This window comes from Chromobacterium haemolyticum, from assembly GCF_002081825.1.
GTDB lineage: Bacteria > Pseudomonadota > Gammaproteobacteria > Burkholderiales > Chromobacteriaceae > Chromobacterium > Chromobacterium fluminis.
Window position 1 is genome coordinate 83,857 of record NZ_MUKU01000007.1, and the last position, 19,932, is coordinate 103,788.

Here is a 19,932-nt window from a genome sequence, read left to right on the forward strand (position 1 = left end):
TTACCCCTGGGTGATCTCGATAGCGTCGAACATGCCGCCCAGCGCCAGCGTGGCCGCGTGAGCGGTGGCGATGCGGACCGTATCCTGCGGCAGGCTGTCGTCGGCGACGATGCGCACGCGCGCCTGGCCGGAACCCTGGCTCAGCAATGCGGTGCTGTCGACGGCGATGCCCAGCTTCTGCAGCAGGCCGCTGTGGGCGGAAGCCACCGGCTCCGCCGCGTCGCGGGTCTGTTGCAGCGACTCGGCGCGACGGCAGACCGCGTCGGCCTGATACAACGGCACTTCGCCGATGCGGCTCAGACCGGCGGCCGCGGCGGCCGCGACGTTCAGATGGCTCAGCGCGTTGTTCAGACGCGCGGCGATGTCGCCCTTGGCCAGCAGTTCGGCGCGCACTTCCTCGGCACTGTTGAAGTCGAAGCCGGGCAGATTCAGCATATTGCCCAGTACCCGCAGCACTTTCCAGGCCGGGCGGGCTTCGCCCAGCGGACGCACCACGCCGTTGAACGGCTGCAGCTTGCCTTCCATATTGACGAAGGAGCCAGCGGTTTCGGAGAACGGCGCGATCGGCAGCAGCACATCGGCGTAATCCAGCAAGCCCTGGCCCTTGAACGCGGTCAACGCGATCACGGTGGAGGCCTGCTTCATCGCGGCGACGGCAGCCTGCGGGTTGTAGCTGTCGAACTCGACTTCGGTGTTCAGCAGCACGTAAGCCTTCTTCGGCTGCGCGATCATCGCGGCGGCGTTGGCGCCCGCGCCTTGCGGCAGCGCGCCCACCAGTTCCGCGCCCACGCTGTTGGCGGCCTCGGACAGCACGCCGAAGCTGGCGCCGCTCAGGCGCGCAATCTCCTGCGCCACGGACAGCAGTTGGCTGAACGCCGGATGATGCTGAGCCACATTGCCCAGCGCCACGGCGGCGGTTTCCGCGCCGCTCAGGCTTTCGGCGATGCGGCGCGCCTCGGCGGAGACTTCCACCGAGGACAGATCAATGGCGGTTTCGCCGCCCTTGATCTCCGCCACGGCCTTCAGCACCTGGGCGAAGCCGTTGACCAACGCCAGCGGCGACACGATCAGCTTGGCGTTGATCTTGATCAGCAGGTCGTCGTCGGCGACGTGGATAATGTTAAGCTCGCTGCCTTTCTTGGCCGCGGAGCGCAGACGCGAGGTCAGCAGCGGCTGTTCCTTGCGCAGCGTGGAGCCCACCACCAACACCGATTTGGCCGCGGCCAGATCGGAAATGCTGGAGCCCAGCCATTCCGCGCCCTGCTTGGCCGCGTCGGCAGCGAAGTCGCTGCGGCGCAGGCGGTAATCAATGCTTTCCACGCCGAAGGCGCGCGCCAGCTTCTGCGCCAGATGCAATTCTTCAGTGGTGGAGTGCGGGCTGGTCAGGAAACCGATGGCGTCCTTGCCGTGATCGGCGGACACGCCGTTCAGGCCCTTGACCACGTAGTTGAGCGCGGTTTCCCAATCGGTTTCGTGCCACTTGCCGTCGAACTTGATCATCGGCTGCTTCAAGCGCTCGGCCGAGTTCAAGCCCTCGTAGGAGAAGCGGTCGCGGTCGGCGATCCAGCACTCGTTGATGGCTTCGTTTTCCAGCGGCAGCACGCGCATCACTTCATTGCTCTTGACCTGAACGATCAGGTTGGAGCCCAGGCCGTCGTGCGGGCTGACCGATTTGCGGCGCGACAACTCCCAAGCGCGGGTGCTGTAGCGGAACGGCTTGGAGGTCAGCGCGCCCACCGGGCACAGATCAATGACGTTGCCGGAGATTTCCGAATCCACGGTCTTGCCGAGGAAGGGCAGAATCTCGGAAAACTCGCCGCGATGGGCCATGCCGATTTCCTGGAAGCCGCCGACTTCCTCGGTAAAGCGCACGCAGCGTGTGCAGTGAATGCAACGCGACATTTCTTCCGCCGAGACCAGCGGCCCCATGTCCTTGCCCACCACCACGCGCTTTTCTTCCTGGTAGCGCGAGGAGGAGTTGCCGTAGCCCACGGCCAGATCCTGCAGCTGGCATTCGCCGCCTTGGTCGCAGATCGGGCAATCCAGCGGGTGGTTGATCAGCAGGAATTCCATCACGCCGGCCTGAGCCTTCTTGGCCATGTCGGAGTGGGTATGGACCTTCATGCCGTCGGTCACCGGGGTAGCGCAAGCCGGCAGCGGCTTGGGCGCCTTTTCCACTTCCACCAGGCACATGCGGCAGTTGGCCGCGATGGACAGCTTCTTGTGGTAGCAGAAGTGCGGAATGTACGTGCCCACCGAGTGGGCCGCTTCCATGACGGTGCTGCCTTGCGGGACCGTCAGTTTTTTTCCGTCGATTTCGATTTCAAGCATCGCTCAACACCATTTGTGGTCCACCAAGGTCTTTCCGTGTTCGATCGCGTACTCGAACTCGTGACGGAAATGCTTGGTGAAACTGCGAACCGGGAACACGGCGGCGTCGGCCAGCGCACAGATAGTGCGGCCCGCCATGTTATTGCCCACGGAATCCAGAAGCTCCAGATCGCCCGGACGGCCCTGACCGTTGGCGATGCGGTGGATCACGCGGTACAGCCAACCGGTGCCTTCTCGGCACGGCGTGCACTGGCCGCAGGATTCTTCGTGGTAGAAGTAGGCCAGACGCTCCAGCGCCTTGATCATGCACACCTCTTCATTCATCACGATGACAGCGCCGGAACCCAGCATCGAGCCGGCTTTGGCGATGCTGTCGTAGTCCATCGTGCATTGCATCATGACGTCGGCGGGCAAGATGGGCGCGGACGAACCGCCCGGGATCACCGCTTTAAGCTTCTTGCCGTCGCGCATGCCGCCGGCCACTTCCAGCAGTTCGGAGAACGGCGTGCCCAGCGGGATCTCGTAGTTGCCCGGACGATTCACGTGGCCGGAAACCGAGAACAATTTGGTGCCGCCGTTGTTCGGCTTGCCCTTCTCCAGGAACGGCTGCGCCCCGTCGCGGATGATGAAGGGCACCGAGGCGAACGATTCGGTGTTGTTGATGGTGGTCGGCTTGCCGTACAGGCCGAAGCTGGCCGGGAACGGCGGCTTGAAGCGCGGTTGGCCCTTCTTGCCTTCCAACGATTCCAGCAACGCGGTTTCCTCGCCGCAGATGTAGGCGCCGTAGCCATGATGGGCGAACAGGTCGAAGTTGAAACCGGAGCCCAGAATGTTCTGCCCCAGCAAACCCGCCTTGCGCGCTTCATCCAGCGCTTCTTCGAAGCGCTCGTATTCAGCGAAGATTTCACCGTGGATGTAGTTGTAGCCGGCCTTGGTGCCCATCGCGTAACCGGCGATGATCATGCCTTCAATCAGCGAATGCGGATTGAAGCGCAGGATGTCGCGGTCCTTGAAAGTGCCCGGCTCGCCCTCGTCGGTATTGCAGACGACGTATTTGTCGCCCGGGAACGAACGCGGCATGAAGCTCCATTTCAGGCCGGTGGGGAAACCCGCGCCGCCGCGGCCGCGCAGGCCGGAGTTCTTCACTTCGGCGATCACGTCTTCCTGGGCCATCTTGCTGTCCAGGATGCGGCGCAGCGCCTGGTAGCCACCGCGCGCCTCGTAGGCGCTCAGTTGCCAGCAATGGGGATCGGAAGTGTCGACGCCATCGAAAATCACGCCATTGACGAAGATTGCCATTATTTCAGCTCCGCCAGTTTCTTATCGATTGCTTCGGGCGTCATGAAGCTGCACATCTTGTGGTTGTTGACCAGCAAGACCGGCGCGTCGCCACAGGCCCCCATGCACTCCCCCTCCAGCAAGGTGTACTTGCCGTCCGCGCTGGTCTCGCCGATGGCGATGCCCAACTTTTTGGAGATGTACTCAGCAGCGTTGACGCCGCCAGACAAGGCACAGGGCAGGTTGGTGCAGACCGTGATCTTGTACTGCCCAACCGGCTTCATGTCGTACATATTGTAGAAGGTAGCGACTTCGTACGCGGCTACCGGCGGAATCTGCAGGTAGTTGGCGACGAATTCGATCACCTCGGTATTCAGGCAACGCTCCTCCGGAGCGGAGCCCGCTTCGCGACGTTCAGTCAGCGCGATGCGCAAGGCGCCCATCACCGCGGACCGTTTCTGGTCGGCGGGATATTTGGCGACTTCGCGATCGATTTTGGCTAGCGATTCAGCGGACAGCATCAGCGGTCAATCTCCCCAAACACGATATCCTGCGTACCGATGATGGCCACCACGTCGGCGATCATATGGCCCTTGGCCATCTCGTCCAGCGCCGCCAGGTGGGCGTAGCCGGGCGCGCGAATCTTCATGCGGTACGGCTTGTTGGCGCCGTCGGACACCAGATAGACGCCGAACTCGCCTTTCGGGTGCTCGGTGCCCACATAGGCCTCGCCCTCCGGCACATGCATGCCTTCGGTAAACAGTTTGAAGTGGTGGATCAGGTCTTCCATATTGGCCTTCATGCCTTCGCGCGAAGGCGGCGCCACTTTATGGTTGTCGGTGATCACCGGGCCCGGATTCTTGCGCAGCCATTCCACGCACTGGCGGATGATGCGGTTGGACTGGCGCATCTCTTCGATGCGCACCAGGTAGCGGTCGTAGCAATCGCCGTTGACGCCCACCGGAATATCGAAGTCCAGCTTGGCATACACATCGTAGGGCTGCTTCTTGCGCAAATCCCAGGCAATGCCGGAGCCGCGCAGCATCGGACCGGTCAGGCCCAGGTTCAGCGCGCGCTCGGGCGACACCACGCCGATGCCGACGGTGCGCTGTTTCCAGATGCGGTTGTCGGTCAGCAGGGTCTCGTATTCGTCGACATAGGTCGGGAAACGCTTGGTGAAATCGTCGATGAAGTCCAGCAGCGAACCCTGGCGGCCTTCGTTCAGGCGGGCCAGCTCGCGGGCGTTCTTGATCTTGGAGACGGTGTACTGCGGCATGCTGTCCGGCAGATCGCGATATACGCCGCCGGGACGGAAGTAGGCCGCGTGCAGACGCGCGCCCGACACCGCTTCGTAGCAATCCATCAGGTCTTCGCGTTCGCGGAAGGCGTACAGGAATACGGTCATCGCGCCGATGTCGAGGCCGTGCGCGCCAATCCACAGCAAGTGGTTCAGCAGGCGGGTGATCTCGGCGAACATCACGCGGATGTATTGCGCGCGCTCAGGCACTTCGATGCCCAGCAGCTTCTCGATGGACAAGCAGTAAGCGTGCTCGTTGCACATCATGGACACGTAGTCGAGACGATCCATGTAAGGCAGCGACTGAATGAAGGTCTTGCTCTCGGCCAGCTTCTCGGTGCCGCGATGCAGCAGGCCGATGTGCGGGTCCGCCCGCTGGACCACTTCGCCGTCCAGCTCCAGCACCAGACGCAACACGCCGTGAGCGGCCGGGTGTTGCGGGCCGAAGTTGAGGGTGTAGTTACGGATTTCAGCCACCGTAGTTCTCCTCGCGAATGATGCGCGGCGTGATTTCGCGCGGCTCAATGGTCACCGGCTGATAGATCACGCGCTGTTGTGTCGGGTCGTAACGCATTTCCACGTGACCGGACAGCGGGAAGTCCTTGCGGAACGGGTGGCCGACAAAACCGTAGTCGGTCAGGATGCGGCGCAGGTCCGGGTGGCCGTCGAAAACGATGCCGAACAGGTCGAACGCCTCGCGCTCGAACCAGTTGACGCCGCTCCAGACGCCGACGACCGAGGCGACCACCGGGAAGGCGTCGTCTTCGGCGAACACGCGCAGGCGGATGCGCTGATTGTGCTTGATCGACAGAAGATGGTAGACAACGGCGAAGCGCGGACCGTCCCATACCTCGTCGCGGTAGGCGCTGTAGTCCACGCCGCACAAATCGATGCATTGCTCAAAAGACAGGTCGGCGTGATCGCGCAGCGTTGTCGCCACGGCGATCAGATCCGCCGCCTTGCATACAATGGTCAGCTCTTCCAGAGCCAGCGTGCTTTGCACGAGCTTGTCGCCCAGCGCCTGCTGCACAGCCGACCCTAACGCTTCCATTTTCTTGGAGGCCATAAGTTTCTACCTTAGCGGGCGATGGTGTTGGTGCGTTTGATCTTGTTCTGCAGCTGAATAATGCCGTACAGCAAGGCCTCTGCAGTTGGCGGACAGCCGGGCACGTAGACGTCGACCGGCACAATGCGGTCGCAGCCTCGCACGACTGAATAGGAATAATGATAATAGCCGCCGCCGTTGGCACAGGACCCCATCGAGATCACCCAGCGCGGTTCGGCCATCTGGTCGTAAACCTTGCGCAAGGCCGGAGCCATCTTGTTGCACAGCGTGCCGGCCACGATCATCAGATCGGACTGGCGCGGACTGGGACGGAACACGATGCCGAAACGGTCGAGGTCGTAACGCGCCGCACCGGCGTGCATCATCTCCACCGCGCAACAGGCCAGACCAAAGGTCATCGGCCACAGCGAACCGGTTCGGGTGTAATTGATGAGCTTGTCAGCCGTTGTGGTGACAAACCCCTTCTCCAGAATACCTTCTACTCCCATTCCAGAGCTCCTTTTTTCCACATGTAGACGAAGCCCAGGGTCAACACGCCCAGGAACTCCACCATGACGCCCAGACCATAGGTCCCCAACTCCTTCAACACCACCGCCCACGGCAGCAGGAAGGCGACCTCAAGGTCGAACAGGATGAAGAGGATGGCTATCAGATAATAGCGGACGTCAAACTTCATGCGAGCGTCTTCGAAAGCCTCGAAGCCGCACTCATACGGAGACAGTTTCTCAGGATCGGGACGATTGGGAGCCAGCAGTTTGCCCAATAAAATAGGGCCTACGCCGACCAACAGTCCGACCATGACAAACAGCAGAATGGGAAAGTAATTTTGCAGCATTTCCCGTACACCCCCACGAAATAAAGGGGGTTACCCCCCTTTTGGCTCCAAATAAAACAGGCCACCGGAGTCCCGGTGGCCTGTTTTTGAATGGTGGTGCCGACAGTGAGACTCGAACTCACACAGCTTTCGCCACTACCCCCTCAAGATAGCGTGTCTACCAATTTCACCATGTCGGCACAGCAAGCTTTAATTGTTACTCCGGTATTTTCGATGCCGTACCCGAAGCTTTATCGCTAGGCACACCGGCCGGGATTTGCGGTGCAACCTGTTCAACCTTGGCCCCCATTACGCCCAAATCGCTTTTTCCGCCCCCAGACAGAAAAACCAGAGCAAGGGAAGTCGAGAAGAACACGGCCGCTGCAACAGCGGTTGTTCTACTCAAGAAATTTGCAGAACCAGACGCGCCGAACAAGCTACCGGAAGAGCCTCCGCCGAAAGCCGCCCCCATGTCCGCGCCTTTGCCGTGCTGCATCAAAACCAGCACGATAATAGTCCCTGCAGACAGGAGATTTACGATCCAAATAAGCGTCTTAATAAGTTCCATACTATATCAATTTTCCTGCGGCTTGGCAAATTGCCCTGAATGAACCGGCGTCCAGAGATGCCCCTCCAACAAGGGCTCCGTCGACATTTTCAGTCGCCAGAATCGCTTCGGCATTCTCTGCCTTGACACTGCCGCCGTAGAGGACGCGAATATTATCGGAGGCCTTGACGTTTTGCAAGCACCAATTTTTGATCGCGCCGTGGATTTCGGCGATTTGCACCAGCGTCGCCACCTTGCCGGTGCCGATCGCCCAGACCGGTTCATAAGCCACAACGTATTCACCATGGTCTATCTCGGACAGAAGCGCAAGCTGATCTCTAATCACCTCCAGCTGACGGCCGGCCTCCCGCTCTTCCAGCGTTTCGCCCACGCACAGCACCGGCACCAGGCCGGCGGCGATGGCGTTCCGCATCTTTCGCAACAAAGCGGCGTTGCTCTCGCCGAAATACTGGCGGCGCTCTGAATGGCCCACCAGAGTGTAGCCGCAGCCGATGTCGGCCAGCATAGCGGCGCTGGTTTCGCCGGTGAAGGCGCCGTCTTGATCGAAGGCGCTGACGTCCTGCGCGCACAGACGAAGCGGCTGGCCGCGCAGCCGCTCGGCCAGGCCCGCCAGGTAGACCGCCGGCGCGGCCACGCCCACCCAATCGCGGTTGCTCGTCTCATCCGCCAACAGCGCCTGCAGCAGCGTCTGCGCGCTGTCGGCGCGGGTATTCATCTTCCAGTTGCCAATCACCAGCTTGCCGGCCATGTCCGCCTCCCGCGATTCTTGAATATCCGCCGATTATATCCGCAGCCGCCTTGTTGGCTCAAACCGACATCCGGCTGACATTGATTGTCCGCAAACGAAGCCGTTTCCACGACTTGTAATATTCCTGAAAAATTTCCGTCTTAGCATGCGCCCATTACCACGCACCTCATCCATTCTCAGGAGTAGGCATGAAACAGTCTGTTCGTCTGGCCGCATCGTTTGTTCTCGGTTCCGTCTGCCTGTCCGGCGCGGCCGTGGCCGCCGACATCACCGGCGCGGGCGCCACCTTCCCGTACCCGCTGTACGCCAAATGGGCCGCCGCCTACAAAGCCGGCACCAACAACAATCTGAACTACCAGTCCATCGGCTCCGGCGGCGGCATCAAGCAAATCCAGTCCAAGACCGTGGATTTCGGCGCGTCCGACATGCCGCTGAAGCCGGAAGAGTTGGAAAAATCCGGCCTGACCCAATTTCCCACCGTGATCGGCGGCGTGGTGCCGGTGTTGAACGTGCCCGGCATCACTCCGGGACAGGTGAAGTTCACCGGCCCGCTGCTGGCGGACATCTACTTGGGCAAAGTCGCCAAGTGGAACGACCCGGCCATCGCCAAACTGAACCCCGGCGTCAAACTGCCGGACCTGCGCATCTCCGTGGTGCGTCGCTCCGACGGCTCCGGCACCACCTTCATCTTCACCAACTACCTGTCCAAGGTCTCTCCGGACTGGGCCAAGGAAGTGGGCTCCAACACCGCGGTCAGCTGGAAAGGCAACCCGGTGGGCGGCAAGGGCAATGAGGGCGTGGCCAACTACGTGACCCGCATCAAGGGCGCGATCGGCTACGTGGAATACGCCTACGCCAAACAGAACAAGCTGGCCTTTGGCCTGATGCAAAACCAGGCAGGCAGCTTCGTCAAGCCGGACGAGTCCAGCTTCAAGGCCGCCGCCGCCAACGCCGACTGGAAAAAAGCGCCGGGCTTCTACCTGCTGCTGACCAACCAGCCGGGCAAGGACAGCTGGCCTATCGCCGGCGCCACCTTCATCCTGATGCACAAGAAACAGGACAAGCCGGCGCAAGGCGGCGAGGTGTTGAAGTTCTTCGACTGGGCTTACAAGAACGGCGACAAGACCGCGCTGGATCTGGACTACATCCCGATGCCGGACGCGATCAAGGGCGTGATTCGCGCCAGCTGGAAGCAAATTGCCGACAACGGCGGCAAATCGGTGTGGAACTGAGCCGCATATAATGCACGCAGGCCGGGGAAGGCTTCCCCGGCTTTTTGTCTGATAAATGAGCATGCATATGCAAAAGTTGAGTCACTCGCAGCAAATCAAAACCCAGCTGCTGCTGGACAATCTGTTCCGCTGGGTCACCCGGTTTTTCGCCTTTCTGGTGCTGGCCTTGCTGGTGGGCATTCTGATTTCGCTGCTGATCGGCGCGCTGCCGAGCATTCACGCCTTCGGCTTCAAGTTTCTGGTCACCAGCGACTGGGACCCGGTCAATGAGCAGTTTGGCGCGCTGGTGCCCATTTTCGGCACCCTGGCCACCTCTTTCATCGCCCTGCTGATCGGCGTGCCGGTCAGCTTCGGCATCGCCCTGTTCCTGACCGAGCTGTGTCCCACCTGGCTGAAGCGGCCGTTGGGCATCGCGGTGGAACTGCTGGCCGGCATTCCGTCCATCATCTACGGCATGTGGGGCCTCTTCGTGTTCGCGCCGATCTTCGCCGACCATGTGCAGCCGCTATTGACCGATACCCTGGGCAACATCCCGCTGCTGGGCGCCTTGTTCCAGGGCGCGCCGATGGGCATAGGCATTTTCACCGCCGGCCTGATCCTGGCCATCATGATCATTCCCTTCATCGCCTCGGTGATGCGCGATGTGTTCGAAGTGGTGCCGGTGATGCTGAAGGAGTCCGCCTACGGCCTGGGCTCCACCACTTGGGAAGTGGTGCGCTACGTGGTGCTGCCCTACACCAAGACCGGCGTGGTCGGCGGCATCATGCTGGGCCTGGGCCGCGCGCTGGGCGAGACCATGGCGGTGACCTTCGTCATTGGCAACTCCACCCGCTTCGCCGCCGGCCTATTCGAACCGGGCAACTCCATCGCCTCCTCGCTGGCCAATGAATTCGCCGAAGCCAACGGCGAGCTGTATCTCTCCTCCCTGATTCAACTGGGCCTGATTCTGTTCTTCATCACCTTCGTGGTACTGGCGTGTTCTAAACTGCTGTTGCTGCGCCTGAAGAAACAGGAAGGCCGCCCTTCCTGAGTATGAGAGACGCTAACCGCATGAGCCAAACCGTTATGACTTCCGCCCTGCGCCCGCCCCAGTCCGCCATCGCCGCAAAAGCCGACAGCAGCGTCTATCGCCGCCGCCGGCTGGTGAACCGCTTCAATATGGGCGCCTCCATGTTCACCATGGCCTTCGGTCTGTTCTGGCTGTTCTGGATTCTGAGCACCCTCTTGCAGCATGGCCTGTCCGGGCTCAACTGGGAGGTGTTCACGTCCAGCACCCCGCCGCCGGGCAGCACCGGCGGCCTGGCCAACGCCATTTACGGCAGCCTGATGATGACCGGCTTCGGCACCTTGTTCGGCACGCCCATCGGCATCCTGGCCGGCATCTACCTGGCCGAGTTCGGCCAGCGCGGCTGGCTGGCGCCGGCCACCCGCTTCATCAACGACATCCTGCTGTCCGCGCCGTCCATCGTCATCGGCCTGTTCATCTACGAGGTCTACGTGGTGTCGGTCGGCCATTTCTCCGGCTGGGCCGGCTCCTTCGCGCTGGCCATCCTGGTGATTCCGGTGGTGGTGCGCACCACCGAGAACATGCTGCGCCTGGTGCCGGGCAGCCTGCGCGAAGCCGCGTCGGCGCTGGGCGCGCCGCAGTGGAAGGTGACGCTTCACGTCACCCTGCGCTCGGCCAAGGCCGGCGTGCTGACCGGCATCCTGCTGGCGGTGGCGCGCATTTCCGGCGAAACCGCGCCGCTGCTGTTCACCGCGCTGAACAACCAATTCTTCAACAGCAATATGAACCAGCCGATGGCCAACCTGCCCATCGTGATCTTCCAGTTCGCGATGAGCCCGTACGAGGACTGGCACAAGCTGGCCTGGGCCGGCTCCCTCTTGATCACCTTCAGCGTGCTGACGCTGAACATCGTTGCCCGCTGGATGGGCAGCCAGAAAAACCAATCGCATTAAGGCTTGCAGACCATGGCTGAAATCCACTCCAAGCTTCAGGTCAAGAATCTGAACTTCTTTTACGGCAATTTCCACGCGCTGAAGAACATCCAGCTGGAAATCGCCTCGCGCAAGGTCACCGCCTTCATCGGCCCGTCCGGCTGCGGGAAGTCCACGCTGCTGCGCACCTTCAACCGCATGTACGAGCTCTACCCCGGCCTGCGCGCCGAGGGCGACATCCTGCTGGACGGCCACAACGTCCTGGGCCGCGACGTGGACGTCAACCTGCTGCGCGCCAAGGTGGGCATGGTGTTCCAGAAGCCCACCCCGTTCCCGATGTCCATCTACGACAACATCACCTTCGGCGTGAAGCTCTACGAAAAACTGTCCAAGGGCGAGATGGAGGACCGGGTGGAATGGGCGCTGCGCAAGGCCGCGCTGTGGGACGAGGTCAAGGACAAGCTCAAGCAGTCCGGCAACTCGCTGTCCGGCGGCCAGCAGCAGCGGCTGTGCATCGCGCGCGCGGTGGCGTCCAAGCCGGAAGTGCTGCTGCTGGACGAGCCCACTTCGGCGCTGGACCCGATTTCCACCGCCCACATCGAAGAGCTGATCCATGAGCTCAAAGAGGACTACACCATCGCCATCGTCACCCACAATATGCAGCAGGCGGCGCGGGTGTCGGACTACACCGCCTATATGTATCTGGGCGAGTTGATCGAGTTCGGCGACACCGACTCCATCTTCACCACCCCGCAGAAGAAGGCCACCGAAGACTACATCACCGGCAAGTTCGGCTGATTCCGCCTCGGTTAGCAGACCGCCGTCATGACCGTTCCGGGCATGGCGGCTTTTGGCGTTCGCTCGGACGTAAACCGCCATGACGGCGGCAAAAAACCGCCTAAATCAGCCGGCCTCCCAGATCGGTCTGTCAAGGCGATTCCACGCGCTTTGCCGGCAAATGCGACACCATTTATTTTTTTTTTATAAGTACTTGACGGCATTGGCCTTGGACACAACAATCCCGCCTTTACGATACTGTGTGCACATTTCACCATGTTGGACCTGTTTTCCGGGCTTGAAACCCACGTCGCCATCACCCTGGTGCTTTCCCTGGGCTTCGTGCTCGCCTTTGAGTTCATCAACGGCTTCCATGACACTGCCAACGCGGTGGCTACCGTTATCTATACCCAGTCGATGAAACCGCGTCTCGCGGTGTTCTACTCCGGTATATTCAACTTCCTCGGCGTAATCACCGGCGGCCTCGCTGTCGCCTACGCCATCGTGCACCTGTTGCCTGTGGACCTGCTGATCTCGATCAACACCACCCGCGGCATGGCCATGGTGTTCGCGCTGCTGACCGCCGCCATCACCTGGAACCTGGGCACTTGGTACTTCGGTCTGCCCGCCTCCAGCAGCCACACGCTGATCGGCGCCATTCTGGGCGTGGGCGTGGCCAACAGTCTGATCCACGGTACTTCGCTGTCCCACGGCATCAACTGGAGCAAGGCCATCGACGTCGGCGCCTCTCTGCTGGCCTCGCCCGTGGTGGGCGCCCTGCTCGCCGCGCTGATTGTCATCCTGCTGCGGCGCTACCGGCCTCACAGCAATGTGCACAAGACCCCCTACCAACGCCAACAGGTGGAAGGCCGCAAACATCCGCCGTTCTGGACCCGCTTCATGCTGATCGTGTCGTCCATGGGCGTCAGCTTCGCCCACGGCTCCAACGACGGCCAGAAAGGCGTGGGCCTGATCATGCTGGTGCTGATCGGCATCGTGCCGGCCAAGTTCGTTCTGGATCTGGACAGCACGCCTTACCAGCTGGACCGCACCCGCGACGCCGCCATTCACTTGCAGAAGTTCTACGAGCGTCATCAAATCGAGCTGAACAAGATCATCGTCCCGTCCAAGGGCACCAGCCAGTACGAATGCCACCCGCTGGAAACCAGCGACACCGTCAAGCGCCTGCTGAGCACCATGGGCGACGGCGGCGACTACCATGCGCTGAGCTCCGAACAGCGCTGGAACGTGCGCACCGAACTGCTGTGTCTGGACGACGCCGCCAAGAAAGCGTCCGCGCTGCCCAAGCTGTCCGCCGACGACAAGCAGATGCTGCAGAACCTGCGCAAGGACCTGACCACCACCACCGAATACGCGCCCACCTGGGTGATCGTCGCCGTGGCGCTGTCCCTCGGCGTCGGCACCATGGTCGGCTGGCGCCGCGTGGTGAAAACCGTGGGCGAAGGCATAGGCAAGAAGGACATGACTTACGCTCAGGGCGTATCCGCGCAAATGACCGCCGCCATCTCCATCGGCCTCGCCAGCCAGTTCGGCTTCCCGGTGTCCACTACCCAGGTGCTGTCAAGCGCCGTGGCCGGCACCATGGTGGCGGACAAGGCCGGCTTGCAGATGTCCACGATCCGCTCGATCGCGCTGGCCTGGTTGTTCACGCTGCCGGTGTCGATGTTGCTGGCGGGTGGGCTGTACTACGTGGCCTCGCTCTGGTTGTAATCAAGTCCGGTCACGGTCTTTCAGCCTCTGTTTAAGGCTGCCGGAAAAAAACAAAGCCACCGCATCACGGTGGCTTTTTCTTTTGGCATTTCCTCCCGAAAAGTTTTCGATTGACCTGGGTCAAGCTTTAAGCCGGGACTGCTTGTGCCAATATTTTATAAATTGCTAATATTTGCTCGCTTCATCATGGTTTCTCCTTTGTTGTTTGCAGCAATCCCTTTGCGCCTCAGCCCCCCAGCCGAGGCGCTTTTTTTTGCCCTCTCCATGAAGCGTTCAAGCCTTGAGAAACTGCTCCCGTCCCGCCAGCCAACGGTCCAAATGCGCATCCACCGCCTGCGGGTGGCGCTCCAGCAGCAAGGGCGCCAGCTCGCGTGCCGCCTCCAGCAGCTCCAGATCTTCCTCCAGATTGGCGAAGCGCAGCATGGGCAGGCCGCTCTGGCGCGCGCCCAGCAGTTCGCCGGGCCCGCGAATCAGCAAATCCTGCCGCGCGATCTCGAAACCATCAACATTCTCGTAAATCACTTTCAAGCGCGCCTTGGCCAAGTCGGATAGCGGATTGTCAAACATCAACACGCAGACGCTGCGCGCGCTGCCGCGCCCCACCCGGCCGCGCAGCTGGTGCAGCTGGGCCAGGCCCATGCGCTCGGCGTGCTCTATCACCATCAGGCTGGCATTGGGCACGTCCACGCCCACCTCGATCACCGTGGTGGCCACCAGCACTTGCAGCTCGTTGCGGGCGAAGGCCGCCATCACCGCCGCCTTTTCGTCCGCCTTCATCCGGCCGTGCACCAGGCCCACGCCCAAATGCGGCAGATCGGCGGTCAGTTGCTGGTGGGTGTCCACCGCGGTCTGCAATTGCAGGGTTTCCGACTCTTCGATCAGCGGGCACACCCAATAGGCCTGTTGCCCGTCGGCGCAGGTCTTGGCCACGTGGGCGACGATTTCCTCGCGGCGCGCGCTATTGATCAGCTTGGTGACGATGGGCGTGCGCCCCGGCGGCAGTTCGTCTATCACCGACACGTCCAGGTCGGCGTAGAAGCTCATCGCCAGCGTGCGCGGAATCGGCGTCGCCGACATCATCAGCTGATGCGGCTCGCCGCCCTTCTCTTTCAGCGCCAGCCGCTGGCCCACGCCGAAGCGATGCTGTTCATCGACGATGACCAGGCCCAGGCGCTCAAAGGCCACCTCGTCCTGGAACAGCGCGTGAGTACCCACCGCCAGCCTCGTTTCGCCGCTGGCGATGGCCGCCATCGCCTCTTGCTTTTGCTTCTTGCGCAGGCTGCCGGCCAGCCAGCGCACGGGAATGCCCAAGGGCTCCAGCCAGACGGACAGTTTGAGGAAGTGCTGCTCGGCCAGAATCTCGGTCGGCGCCATCAGCGCCACCTGGTAGCCGGATTCGATCGCGGTCAAGGCCGCCAGGGCCGCGACGATGGTCTTGCCGCTGCCCACGTCGCCTTGCAAAAGCCGGTGCATCGGGTGCGGCTGAGTCAGGTCGGCGCGGACTTCCGCCAAGGCGCGTTGCTGCGCGCCGGTCAACGAGAACGGCAAGCGCTCGACCAGCGCTCGGCTCAACGTGCCGTCGCCGCGCAGTGGCGGCGCGCGGCCCAGCCGTCGCGCGCGATAGGCCAGCCGCATCGACAGCTGCTGCGCCAGCAATTCGTCGAACTTGAGCCGCTGCCAGGCCGGCAGGCCCGGATCGGCCAATTGGCCGGCGCTATAGTCCGGCGTAGGCAGGTGCAGCAGGCGGATCGCCTCGGCGAACGGCGTCAGCCGCAACGGCGCGGCCAGTTCCTCCGGCAGCGTCTCGCCCAAGGGCTGGCTGTCCAGCTCGGCGTGAATCAGCTTGCGCAGCGCCGGTTGGGTCAGGCCGTTGACCGTGGGATAGATCGGAGTCAGGCTGTCCGCCAGCGGCGCGCCGTTGCCCACTTCGCGGATCTTGGGATGCACCATCTCGTCGCCGGCGAAGCCGCGGCGGATCTCGCCCAGCGCGCGCACCCGATTGCCGGTGGTGAATTGCTTGACCTGATTGGGGTAGAAATGAATGAAGCGCAGCACCAGGCTGCCGCTGGCGTCCTCTATGCGCGCCACTAGCTGGCGGCGCGGCCGGAACTGGATTTCATGGGCGATCACCTCGCCCTCCACCAGCACCGCCTGGCCGTACGGCGCGTCGGCGATGGCGTACAGATGGGTCTCGTCCTCATAGCGCAGCGGCAGATGCAGGACCAGATCGAAACGGCGGCGTATGCCCAGCTTTTCCAGCTTCTTGGCCAGTGCCGGCGCCACGGCCGGCGGCTGATTGGCGGGGTCGATTAGGGAGCTCATCAGCAGCGATTGTACCCAATAAAGAAAAAGGCGGAAGCTGTTCGCGCTCCCGCCTGGCTCATTCTCGCCGCGACGCGGCGCTTGCGCTTACTGACGCTCCCACACCTGGGAACGGAAGAAGGGGCCGATGTAGCCGCGCACGCGCAGCTTCTTGCCGTCTTCGATCAGTTTGGCGCCGGAGGTGTAGATCTTGCCGGACTTGGGATCCAGGATTTTGCCGCTGCCCCACTCGGCGCCGTCTTTCTTCAGACCCCACAGGATTTGCATGCCGTTGACCGGCTTGCCCTTGCGGTCGCCTTCGCATTTGTCGCACACCGCCTCCGGGTTGGCGAACAGCTTGATGATCTTGCCGTTCAGTTCCCCGCCGGCGCTTTCCGTGATCTGCACCAGGGCCTTGGCCTGCTTGGTTTCGTCGTCTATCGTCTTCCAGACGCCGGCGGCGCTGTCGGCCAGCGCCATATGGCTGAACAGGCCCAACACGGACGCTAGGCAGGCGGCTTTGGCGAATTTGCTCATCTTGATTTCCTCGCGAGTCGAACCGAGAGGCCGCGCCGCGAACGGGCGGCCGCAGCGGCCTTTTAATTATCAGAACGCCGCCCCGGAACAGCCGGCACGCCGAAAAGAAACGTTGGTTTGGAGCAGCGGCTCTAGGATGCCAACAGCCAATGCCGCCGTCAAGAATGGAAACGGACGGCGATGAAACTCACAAAGATATCTCGCCGCGCCCTACCCTCTGCACCCGCCCGCCCACCAGGATGCCGCCCTCGGCGTCCACTTGCAGATGCAGCACATTGGGCCGCGCCAGCGCCGCCCCCTGCTCCACCCGCCACTGCAAGGGCCCCAGGCCGTTGAGCGCGCACCAGCCACCCAGATTGGCGCAGGCCGATCCGGTGCCGGGATCTTCCAGCACCGCGCCCTGCTGTTCAAAAAACAGCCGCACGGTGGCGACGCCGCCGTCCTCGTGCCACAGATAGGCGACGCTGCGCCCCGGCCTCAAGGTGGCGTCGCGCAGCAGCAAGGCATGCACCGGACGGGCGCGCAACACCGCGCCGGCGCTGGCGGCGCGAATCAGCAGCTGTTCGCTGCCGGTGTCCACCCATACCGGCTCCAGCGCGATGTCCTCCTCGTCCAGCCCCAGCATCGCCGCGGCCTGAGCGCGGCTGAGGCCGGCGGCGCGCGCGCTGGGCGGGTTCGCCCGCAAGGTGTAAACGCCGTCGCTGTGGAGGATGGGAATCAGGCCGGCGTTGGTGCGCAACTGAAAGCGGGAGTCCAGCTCCCCGCGCCAATGCAGCACCGCCGCCGCGCCCAGCGTGGGATGGCCGGCGAACGGCAGTTCCTGGCTGGGGGTGAAGATGCGCAGCCGCGCAGCCGCCTCCCCGTCCGGGAACAAAAATACGGTTTCCGACAGATTCATCTGTCTGGCCAAGAGCTGCATCTCGCGCTCGTCCAGCCCGCTGGCGTCGGAGAACACCGCCAGTGGATTGCCGCCGAAGCGCTCCTCGGCGAACACATTGACCAATTCGAACGAATACCCGCTCATGCCCCCTCCCGGAATGGATGACACGCCGCCGCGGCCAGTTTTTCCTCGACGCCGGCCAGACGCTCGGCCAGGGACTTCCTGGCCGGCGCCGCCGCCAAGGACTGCCGCAAGCGCCGCTGTTGAAGCTCCAGACCATGACAGCGGCGACGCGCTTTGTCCAGTTCCCGCGCTTGCGCACTCTCCGCGCGGCTGCGTTGCGCCTGTCGCCGCCGGGCCTCGCGCGCCTCCTCGGCGGCCCAGCGCCGGCTTTGGGCCTGGGACTCGGCCACCCCCCGGCGCTGGCGCTCATCCTGTTCCACCACGCTCAACGGCGGCGGCTGGAACGCTTCCGCCGCGCCGCCATCGGCGCAGGCCCGGTCGCGGTAGGTCAATCCGCCTTCCGCGTCCCGACATTTGTAAACCTGGGCCCAGACCAGGCCCGGCAGCAATAACAACAGTGCGATCCAGATGCTCATGCGACCTCCGCGGCAGGAATGAACGATCCGGATAGTTAACATGAAAAAAGGCGGCCTGGGCCGCCTTATGGTCTGACATTTCGAGCAGTTAGGCTGCTCAGAGCCGTTTACGATCTCGCGAGCAAGAGCGAGACAAGGCGAAAACGAGCGAAAAAGCGTAATGTACGCGTGGTACATGAGCATTTTGAGCTTGTACTCACCGTGCAACGCTTCACGAAGCGCAGCAGATCGTGAACAGGTTCTTAGAGCACCAGAACCGCTTCCGCCTCCACCAACACGCCCTTGGGCAGGCTGGCCACGCCCACGGCGGCACGCGCCGGGAAGGGTTGGCTGAAATACTGGCCCATGATTTCGTTGAAGGTGGCGAAATTGGACAGGTCGGTCAGATAGGCGTTGAGTTTGACGATCTGGTCTAGACTGCCGCCGGCGGCTTCGCATACAGCCTTCATGTTCTTGAACACCTGGTGGGTTTCAGCGGCGAAACCGCCTTCCACCACGTTCATGGTGGCCGGGTCCAGCGGGATCTGGCCGGACAAGTAAACGGTGTTGCCGGCTTTCACAGCTTGCGAGTAAGCGCCGATGGCGGCCGGGGCCTTGTCGGTGTGAATGATTTCCTTAGCCATTATTCATCTCCTTCTTTCAGGAACAGGGTTAATAAGTCATTGAGGAAGCGTTGGCCCTTGAGCGTGGGCCGCAACATCACGGCGTCGCGCTCAATCAGGCCTTGCGCCTCGGCTTGCGTCAACGCGGATTGTATGCCGGACAGCGGCAGACCGGTGCGCTCTTGGAACAGACGCCATTCGAAGCCTTCGGTCAGCCTCAGCAGGTTCATCATGAATTCGAACGGCAGTTCGTCGCGCGTCACCTTGCGGCTGCTTTGCAAGGGCTTGCCCTCGGCCACCGCTTTCAGATAGGCGGCCGGCTGCTTGTGAAGCATCTGGCGGACAATGCCGGCGTGGCTGCTGATCTTGCCGTGGGCGCCGGCGCCGATGCCGACATAGTCGCCGAACTGCCAGTAGTTGAGATTGTGCCGCGCGCGGCGGCCCGGCCGCGCGAAGGCCGAGGTTTCGTAGTGCTCGAAACCGGCGGCGGCGAGCCGCGCTTCGATCGCCTCCTGCATATCGGCGGACACTTCGTCGTCCGGCAGATTGCGCGGCGTCTCTGCGGCAAACAGGGTGTTGGGCTCTATCGTCAGGTGATAGGCGGACAGATGAGTAATCCCATAGGACAGCGCGGTGTCCAGATCGGCCAGCGCTTCGTCCAGGGTCTGCCCCGGCAACGCGTACATCAGGTCCAGATTGACGTTGTCGAAGTGGCTGAGCGCGATGTCGATGGCGCGGCGCGCCTCCTCGCCGTCATGGATGCGGCCCAGCGCCTGCAAATGCGCAGGCTTGAAGCTCTGGATGCCGATGGACAAGCGATTGATGCCGGCCTCGCGGTAGCCGCGGAAACGCTCGGCCTCGAACGTGCCGGGATTGGCTTCCATGGTGATTTCCGCATCCGGCTGCAGACGCATGCGCGCGCGCACGCCGGCCAGCAGCGCGTCCATCGCCTGCGGCGAGAACAGGCTGGGCGTGCCGCCGCCCATGAAGATGCTGGTCAAGGGACGGCCCCAGACTTCCGGCAGGCTGAACTCCAGATCGCGCAGCAAGGCGTCGACATAGGCCATCTCGTCGAAACCGCTCTTGGGCTCGTGCGAATTGAAGTCGCAATACGGGCACTTGCGCACGCACCACGGGAAATGGATGTACAGCGACAGCGGCGGCAGCTCCGTCAAAGCGGGCTGCCCGCCCAAGCCCCCAAGCGCGGACAGCGAGATCTTGGTCACCTGCACG

General features: G+C 62.5%; 20 protein-coding genes and 1 tRNA gene. 5 read left to right on the plus strand and 16 right to left on the minus strand.

Annotated features, from left to right (window positions below):
• The 10 genes from nuoG to tpiA all read right to left on the minus strand — a co-directional run bounded on the left by nuoG (position 1) and on the right by tpiA (position 8,102).
• Entirely contained in the window at positions 1-2,331 is a 2,331-nt protein-coding gene (nuoG, locus tag B0T39_RS06880; protein ID WP_081545416.1) for an NADH-quinone oxidoreductase subunit NuoG, read from the minus strand.
• A gap of 3 nt (positions 2,332-2,334) precedes the next feature.
• Positions 2,335-3,630 (minus strand): NADH-quinone oxidoreductase subunit NuoF, encoded by a 1,296-nt coding sequence (gene nuoF, locus B0T39_RS06885; protein WP_081545417.1) that lies wholly within the window; start codon positions 3,628-3,630, stop codon positions 2,335-2,337.
• Entirely contained in the window at positions 3,630-4,130 is a 501-nt protein-coding gene (nuoE, locus tag B0T39_RS06890; RefSeq protein ID WP_019103468.1) for an NADH-quinone oxidoreductase subunit NuoE, read from the minus strand. Before nuoE ends, nuoF begins: the two co-directional genes overlap by 1 nt.
• A complete protein-coding gene (locus B0T39_RS06895) occupies positions 4,130-5,383 on the minus strand; it encodes an NADH-quinone oxidoreductase subunit D (RefSeq protein WP_081545418.1) in 1,254 nt (417 codons plus the stop codon). Before B0T39_RS06895 ends, nuoE begins: the two co-directional genes overlap by 1 nt.
• Positions 5,376-5,972, minus strand: a complete 597-nt coding sequence (locus B0T39_RS06900) for an NADH-quinone oxidoreductase subunit C (RefSeq protein ID WP_081545419.1) — start codon at positions 5,970-5,972, stop codon at positions 5,376-5,378. The genes B0T39_RS06895 and B0T39_RS06900 overlap by 8 nt, the downstream gene beginning before the upstream one ends.
• Before the next feature lie 11 nt (positions 5,973-5,983).
• Positions 5,984-6,460, minus strand: a complete 477-nt coding sequence (locus B0T39_RS06905; protein WP_019103471.1) for a NuoB/complex I 20 kDa subunit family protein — start codon at positions 6,458-6,460, stop codon at positions 5,984-5,986.
• Entirely contained in the window at positions 6,451-6,807 is a 357-nt protein-coding gene (locus B0T39_RS06910; protein WP_019103472.1) for an NADH-quinone oxidoreductase subunit A, read from the minus strand. The genes B0T39_RS06905 and B0T39_RS06910 overlap by 10 nt, the downstream gene beginning before the upstream one ends.
• A gap of 94 nt (positions 6,808-6,901) precedes the next feature.
• Positions 6,902-6,986, minus strand: a tRNA-Leu gene (locus B0T39_RS06915).
• A gap of 17 nt (positions 6,987-7,003) precedes the next feature.
• Positions 7,004-7,354 (minus strand): preprotein translocase subunit SecG, encoded by a 351-nt coding sequence (gene secG, locus B0T39_RS06920; protein ID WP_081545420.1) that lies wholly within the window; start codon positions 7,352-7,354, stop codon positions 7,004-7,006.
• 1 nt (position 7,355) lies between these two features.
• On the minus strand, positions 7,356-8,102 hold the full coding sequence (tpiA, locus tag B0T39_RS06925) for a triose-phosphate isomerase (RefSeq protein ID WP_081545421.1): 747 nt from the start codon (positions 8,100-8,102) through the stop codon (positions 7,356-7,358).
• 188 nt (positions 8,103-8,290) lie between these two features.
• On the opposite strand from tpiA, the gene pstS reads away from it, so the two are divergent.
• The 5 genes from pstS (at position 8,291) to B0T39_RS06950 (ending at position 13,780) form a co-directional block, all read left to right on the plus strand.
• Positions 8,291-9,334 carry a phosphate ABC transporter substrate-binding protein PstS gene (gene pstS / locus B0T39_RS06930; RefSeq protein ID WP_081545422.1) on the plus strand — a complete coding sequence of 348 codons (1,044 nt, stop codon included), beginning with the start codon at positions 8,291-8,293 and terminating at the stop codon, positions 9,332-9,334.
• 67 nt (positions 9,335-9,401) lie between these two features.
• On the plus strand, positions 9,402-10,364 hold the full coding sequence (gene pstC, locus B0T39_RS06935; protein ID WP_081545423.1) for a phosphate ABC transporter permease subunit PstC: 963 nt from the start codon (positions 9,402-9,404) through the stop codon (positions 10,362-10,364).
• A 35-nt stretch (positions 10,365-10,399) separates the two neighbouring features.
• Positions 10,400-11,293 (plus strand): phosphate ABC transporter permease PstA, encoded by an 894-nt coding sequence (gene pstA / locus B0T39_RS06940; protein ID WP_240937369.1) that lies wholly within the window; start codon positions 10,400-10,402, stop codon positions 11,291-11,293.
• 12 nt (positions 11,294-11,305) lie between these two features.
• A complete protein-coding gene (pstB, locus tag B0T39_RS06945; RefSeq protein WP_043590752.1) occupies positions 11,306-12,070 on the plus strand; it encodes a phosphate ABC transporter ATP-binding protein PstB in 765 nt (254 codons plus the stop codon).
• Between the two features lie 255 nt (positions 12,071-12,325).
• Positions 12,326-13,780 carry an inorganic phosphate transporter gene (locus B0T39_RS06950; protein ID WP_081545425.1) on the plus strand — a complete coding sequence of 485 codons (1,455 nt, stop codon included), beginning with the start codon at positions 12,326-12,328 and terminating at the stop codon, positions 13,778-13,780.
• Between the two features lie 273 nt (positions 13,781-14,053).
• Here B0T39_RS06950 and recG read toward each other — a convergent pair whose 3' ends face one another.
• From recG to hemW, 6 genes are all read right to left on the minus strand, one after another.
• Entirely contained in the window at positions 14,054-16,102 is a 2,049-nt protein-coding gene (gene recG, locus B0T39_RS06955) for an ATP-dependent DNA helicase RecG (RefSeq protein WP_081545426.1), read from the minus strand.
• Positions 16,103-16,189: 87 nt separating this feature from the next.
• The gene (locus tag B0T39_RS06960; RefSeq protein WP_081545427.1) at positions 16,190-16,618 is read right to left on the minus strand and encodes a DUF2147 domain-containing protein; all 429 of its coding nucleotides are present in this window, start codon (positions 16,616-16,618) and stop codon (positions 16,190-16,192) included.
• A gap of 187 nt (positions 16,619-16,805) precedes the next feature.
• The gene (locus B0T39_RS06965; RefSeq protein WP_081545428.1) at positions 16,806-17,642 is read right to left on the minus strand and encodes a PhzF family phenazine biosynthesis protein; all 837 of its coding nucleotides are present in this window, start codon (positions 17,640-17,642) and stop codon (positions 16,806-16,808) included.
• Positions 17,639-18,097 (minus strand): DUF4124 domain-containing protein, encoded by a 459-nt coding sequence (locus B0T39_RS06970; protein WP_176219501.1) that lies wholly within the window; start codon positions 18,095-18,097, stop codon positions 17,639-17,641. Before B0T39_RS06970 ends, B0T39_RS06965 begins: the two co-directional genes overlap by 4 nt.
• A gap of 242 nt (positions 18,098-18,339) precedes the next feature.
• Positions 18,340-18,720: a RidA family protein gene (locus B0T39_RS06975; protein ID WP_043642167.1), complete on the minus strand. Its 381-nt coding sequence runs from the start codon at positions 18,718-18,720 to the stop codon at positions 18,340-18,342.
• Positions 18,720-19,931 carry a radical SAM family heme chaperone HemW gene (hemW, locus tag B0T39_RS06980; protein ID WP_081545430.1) on the minus strand — a complete coding sequence of 404 codons (1,212 nt, stop codon included), beginning with the start codon at positions 19,929-19,931 and terminating at the stop codon, positions 18,720-18,722. Before hemW ends, B0T39_RS06975 begins: the two co-directional genes overlap by 1 nt.
• Between the last annotated feature and the right edge of the window lies 1 nt (position 19,932).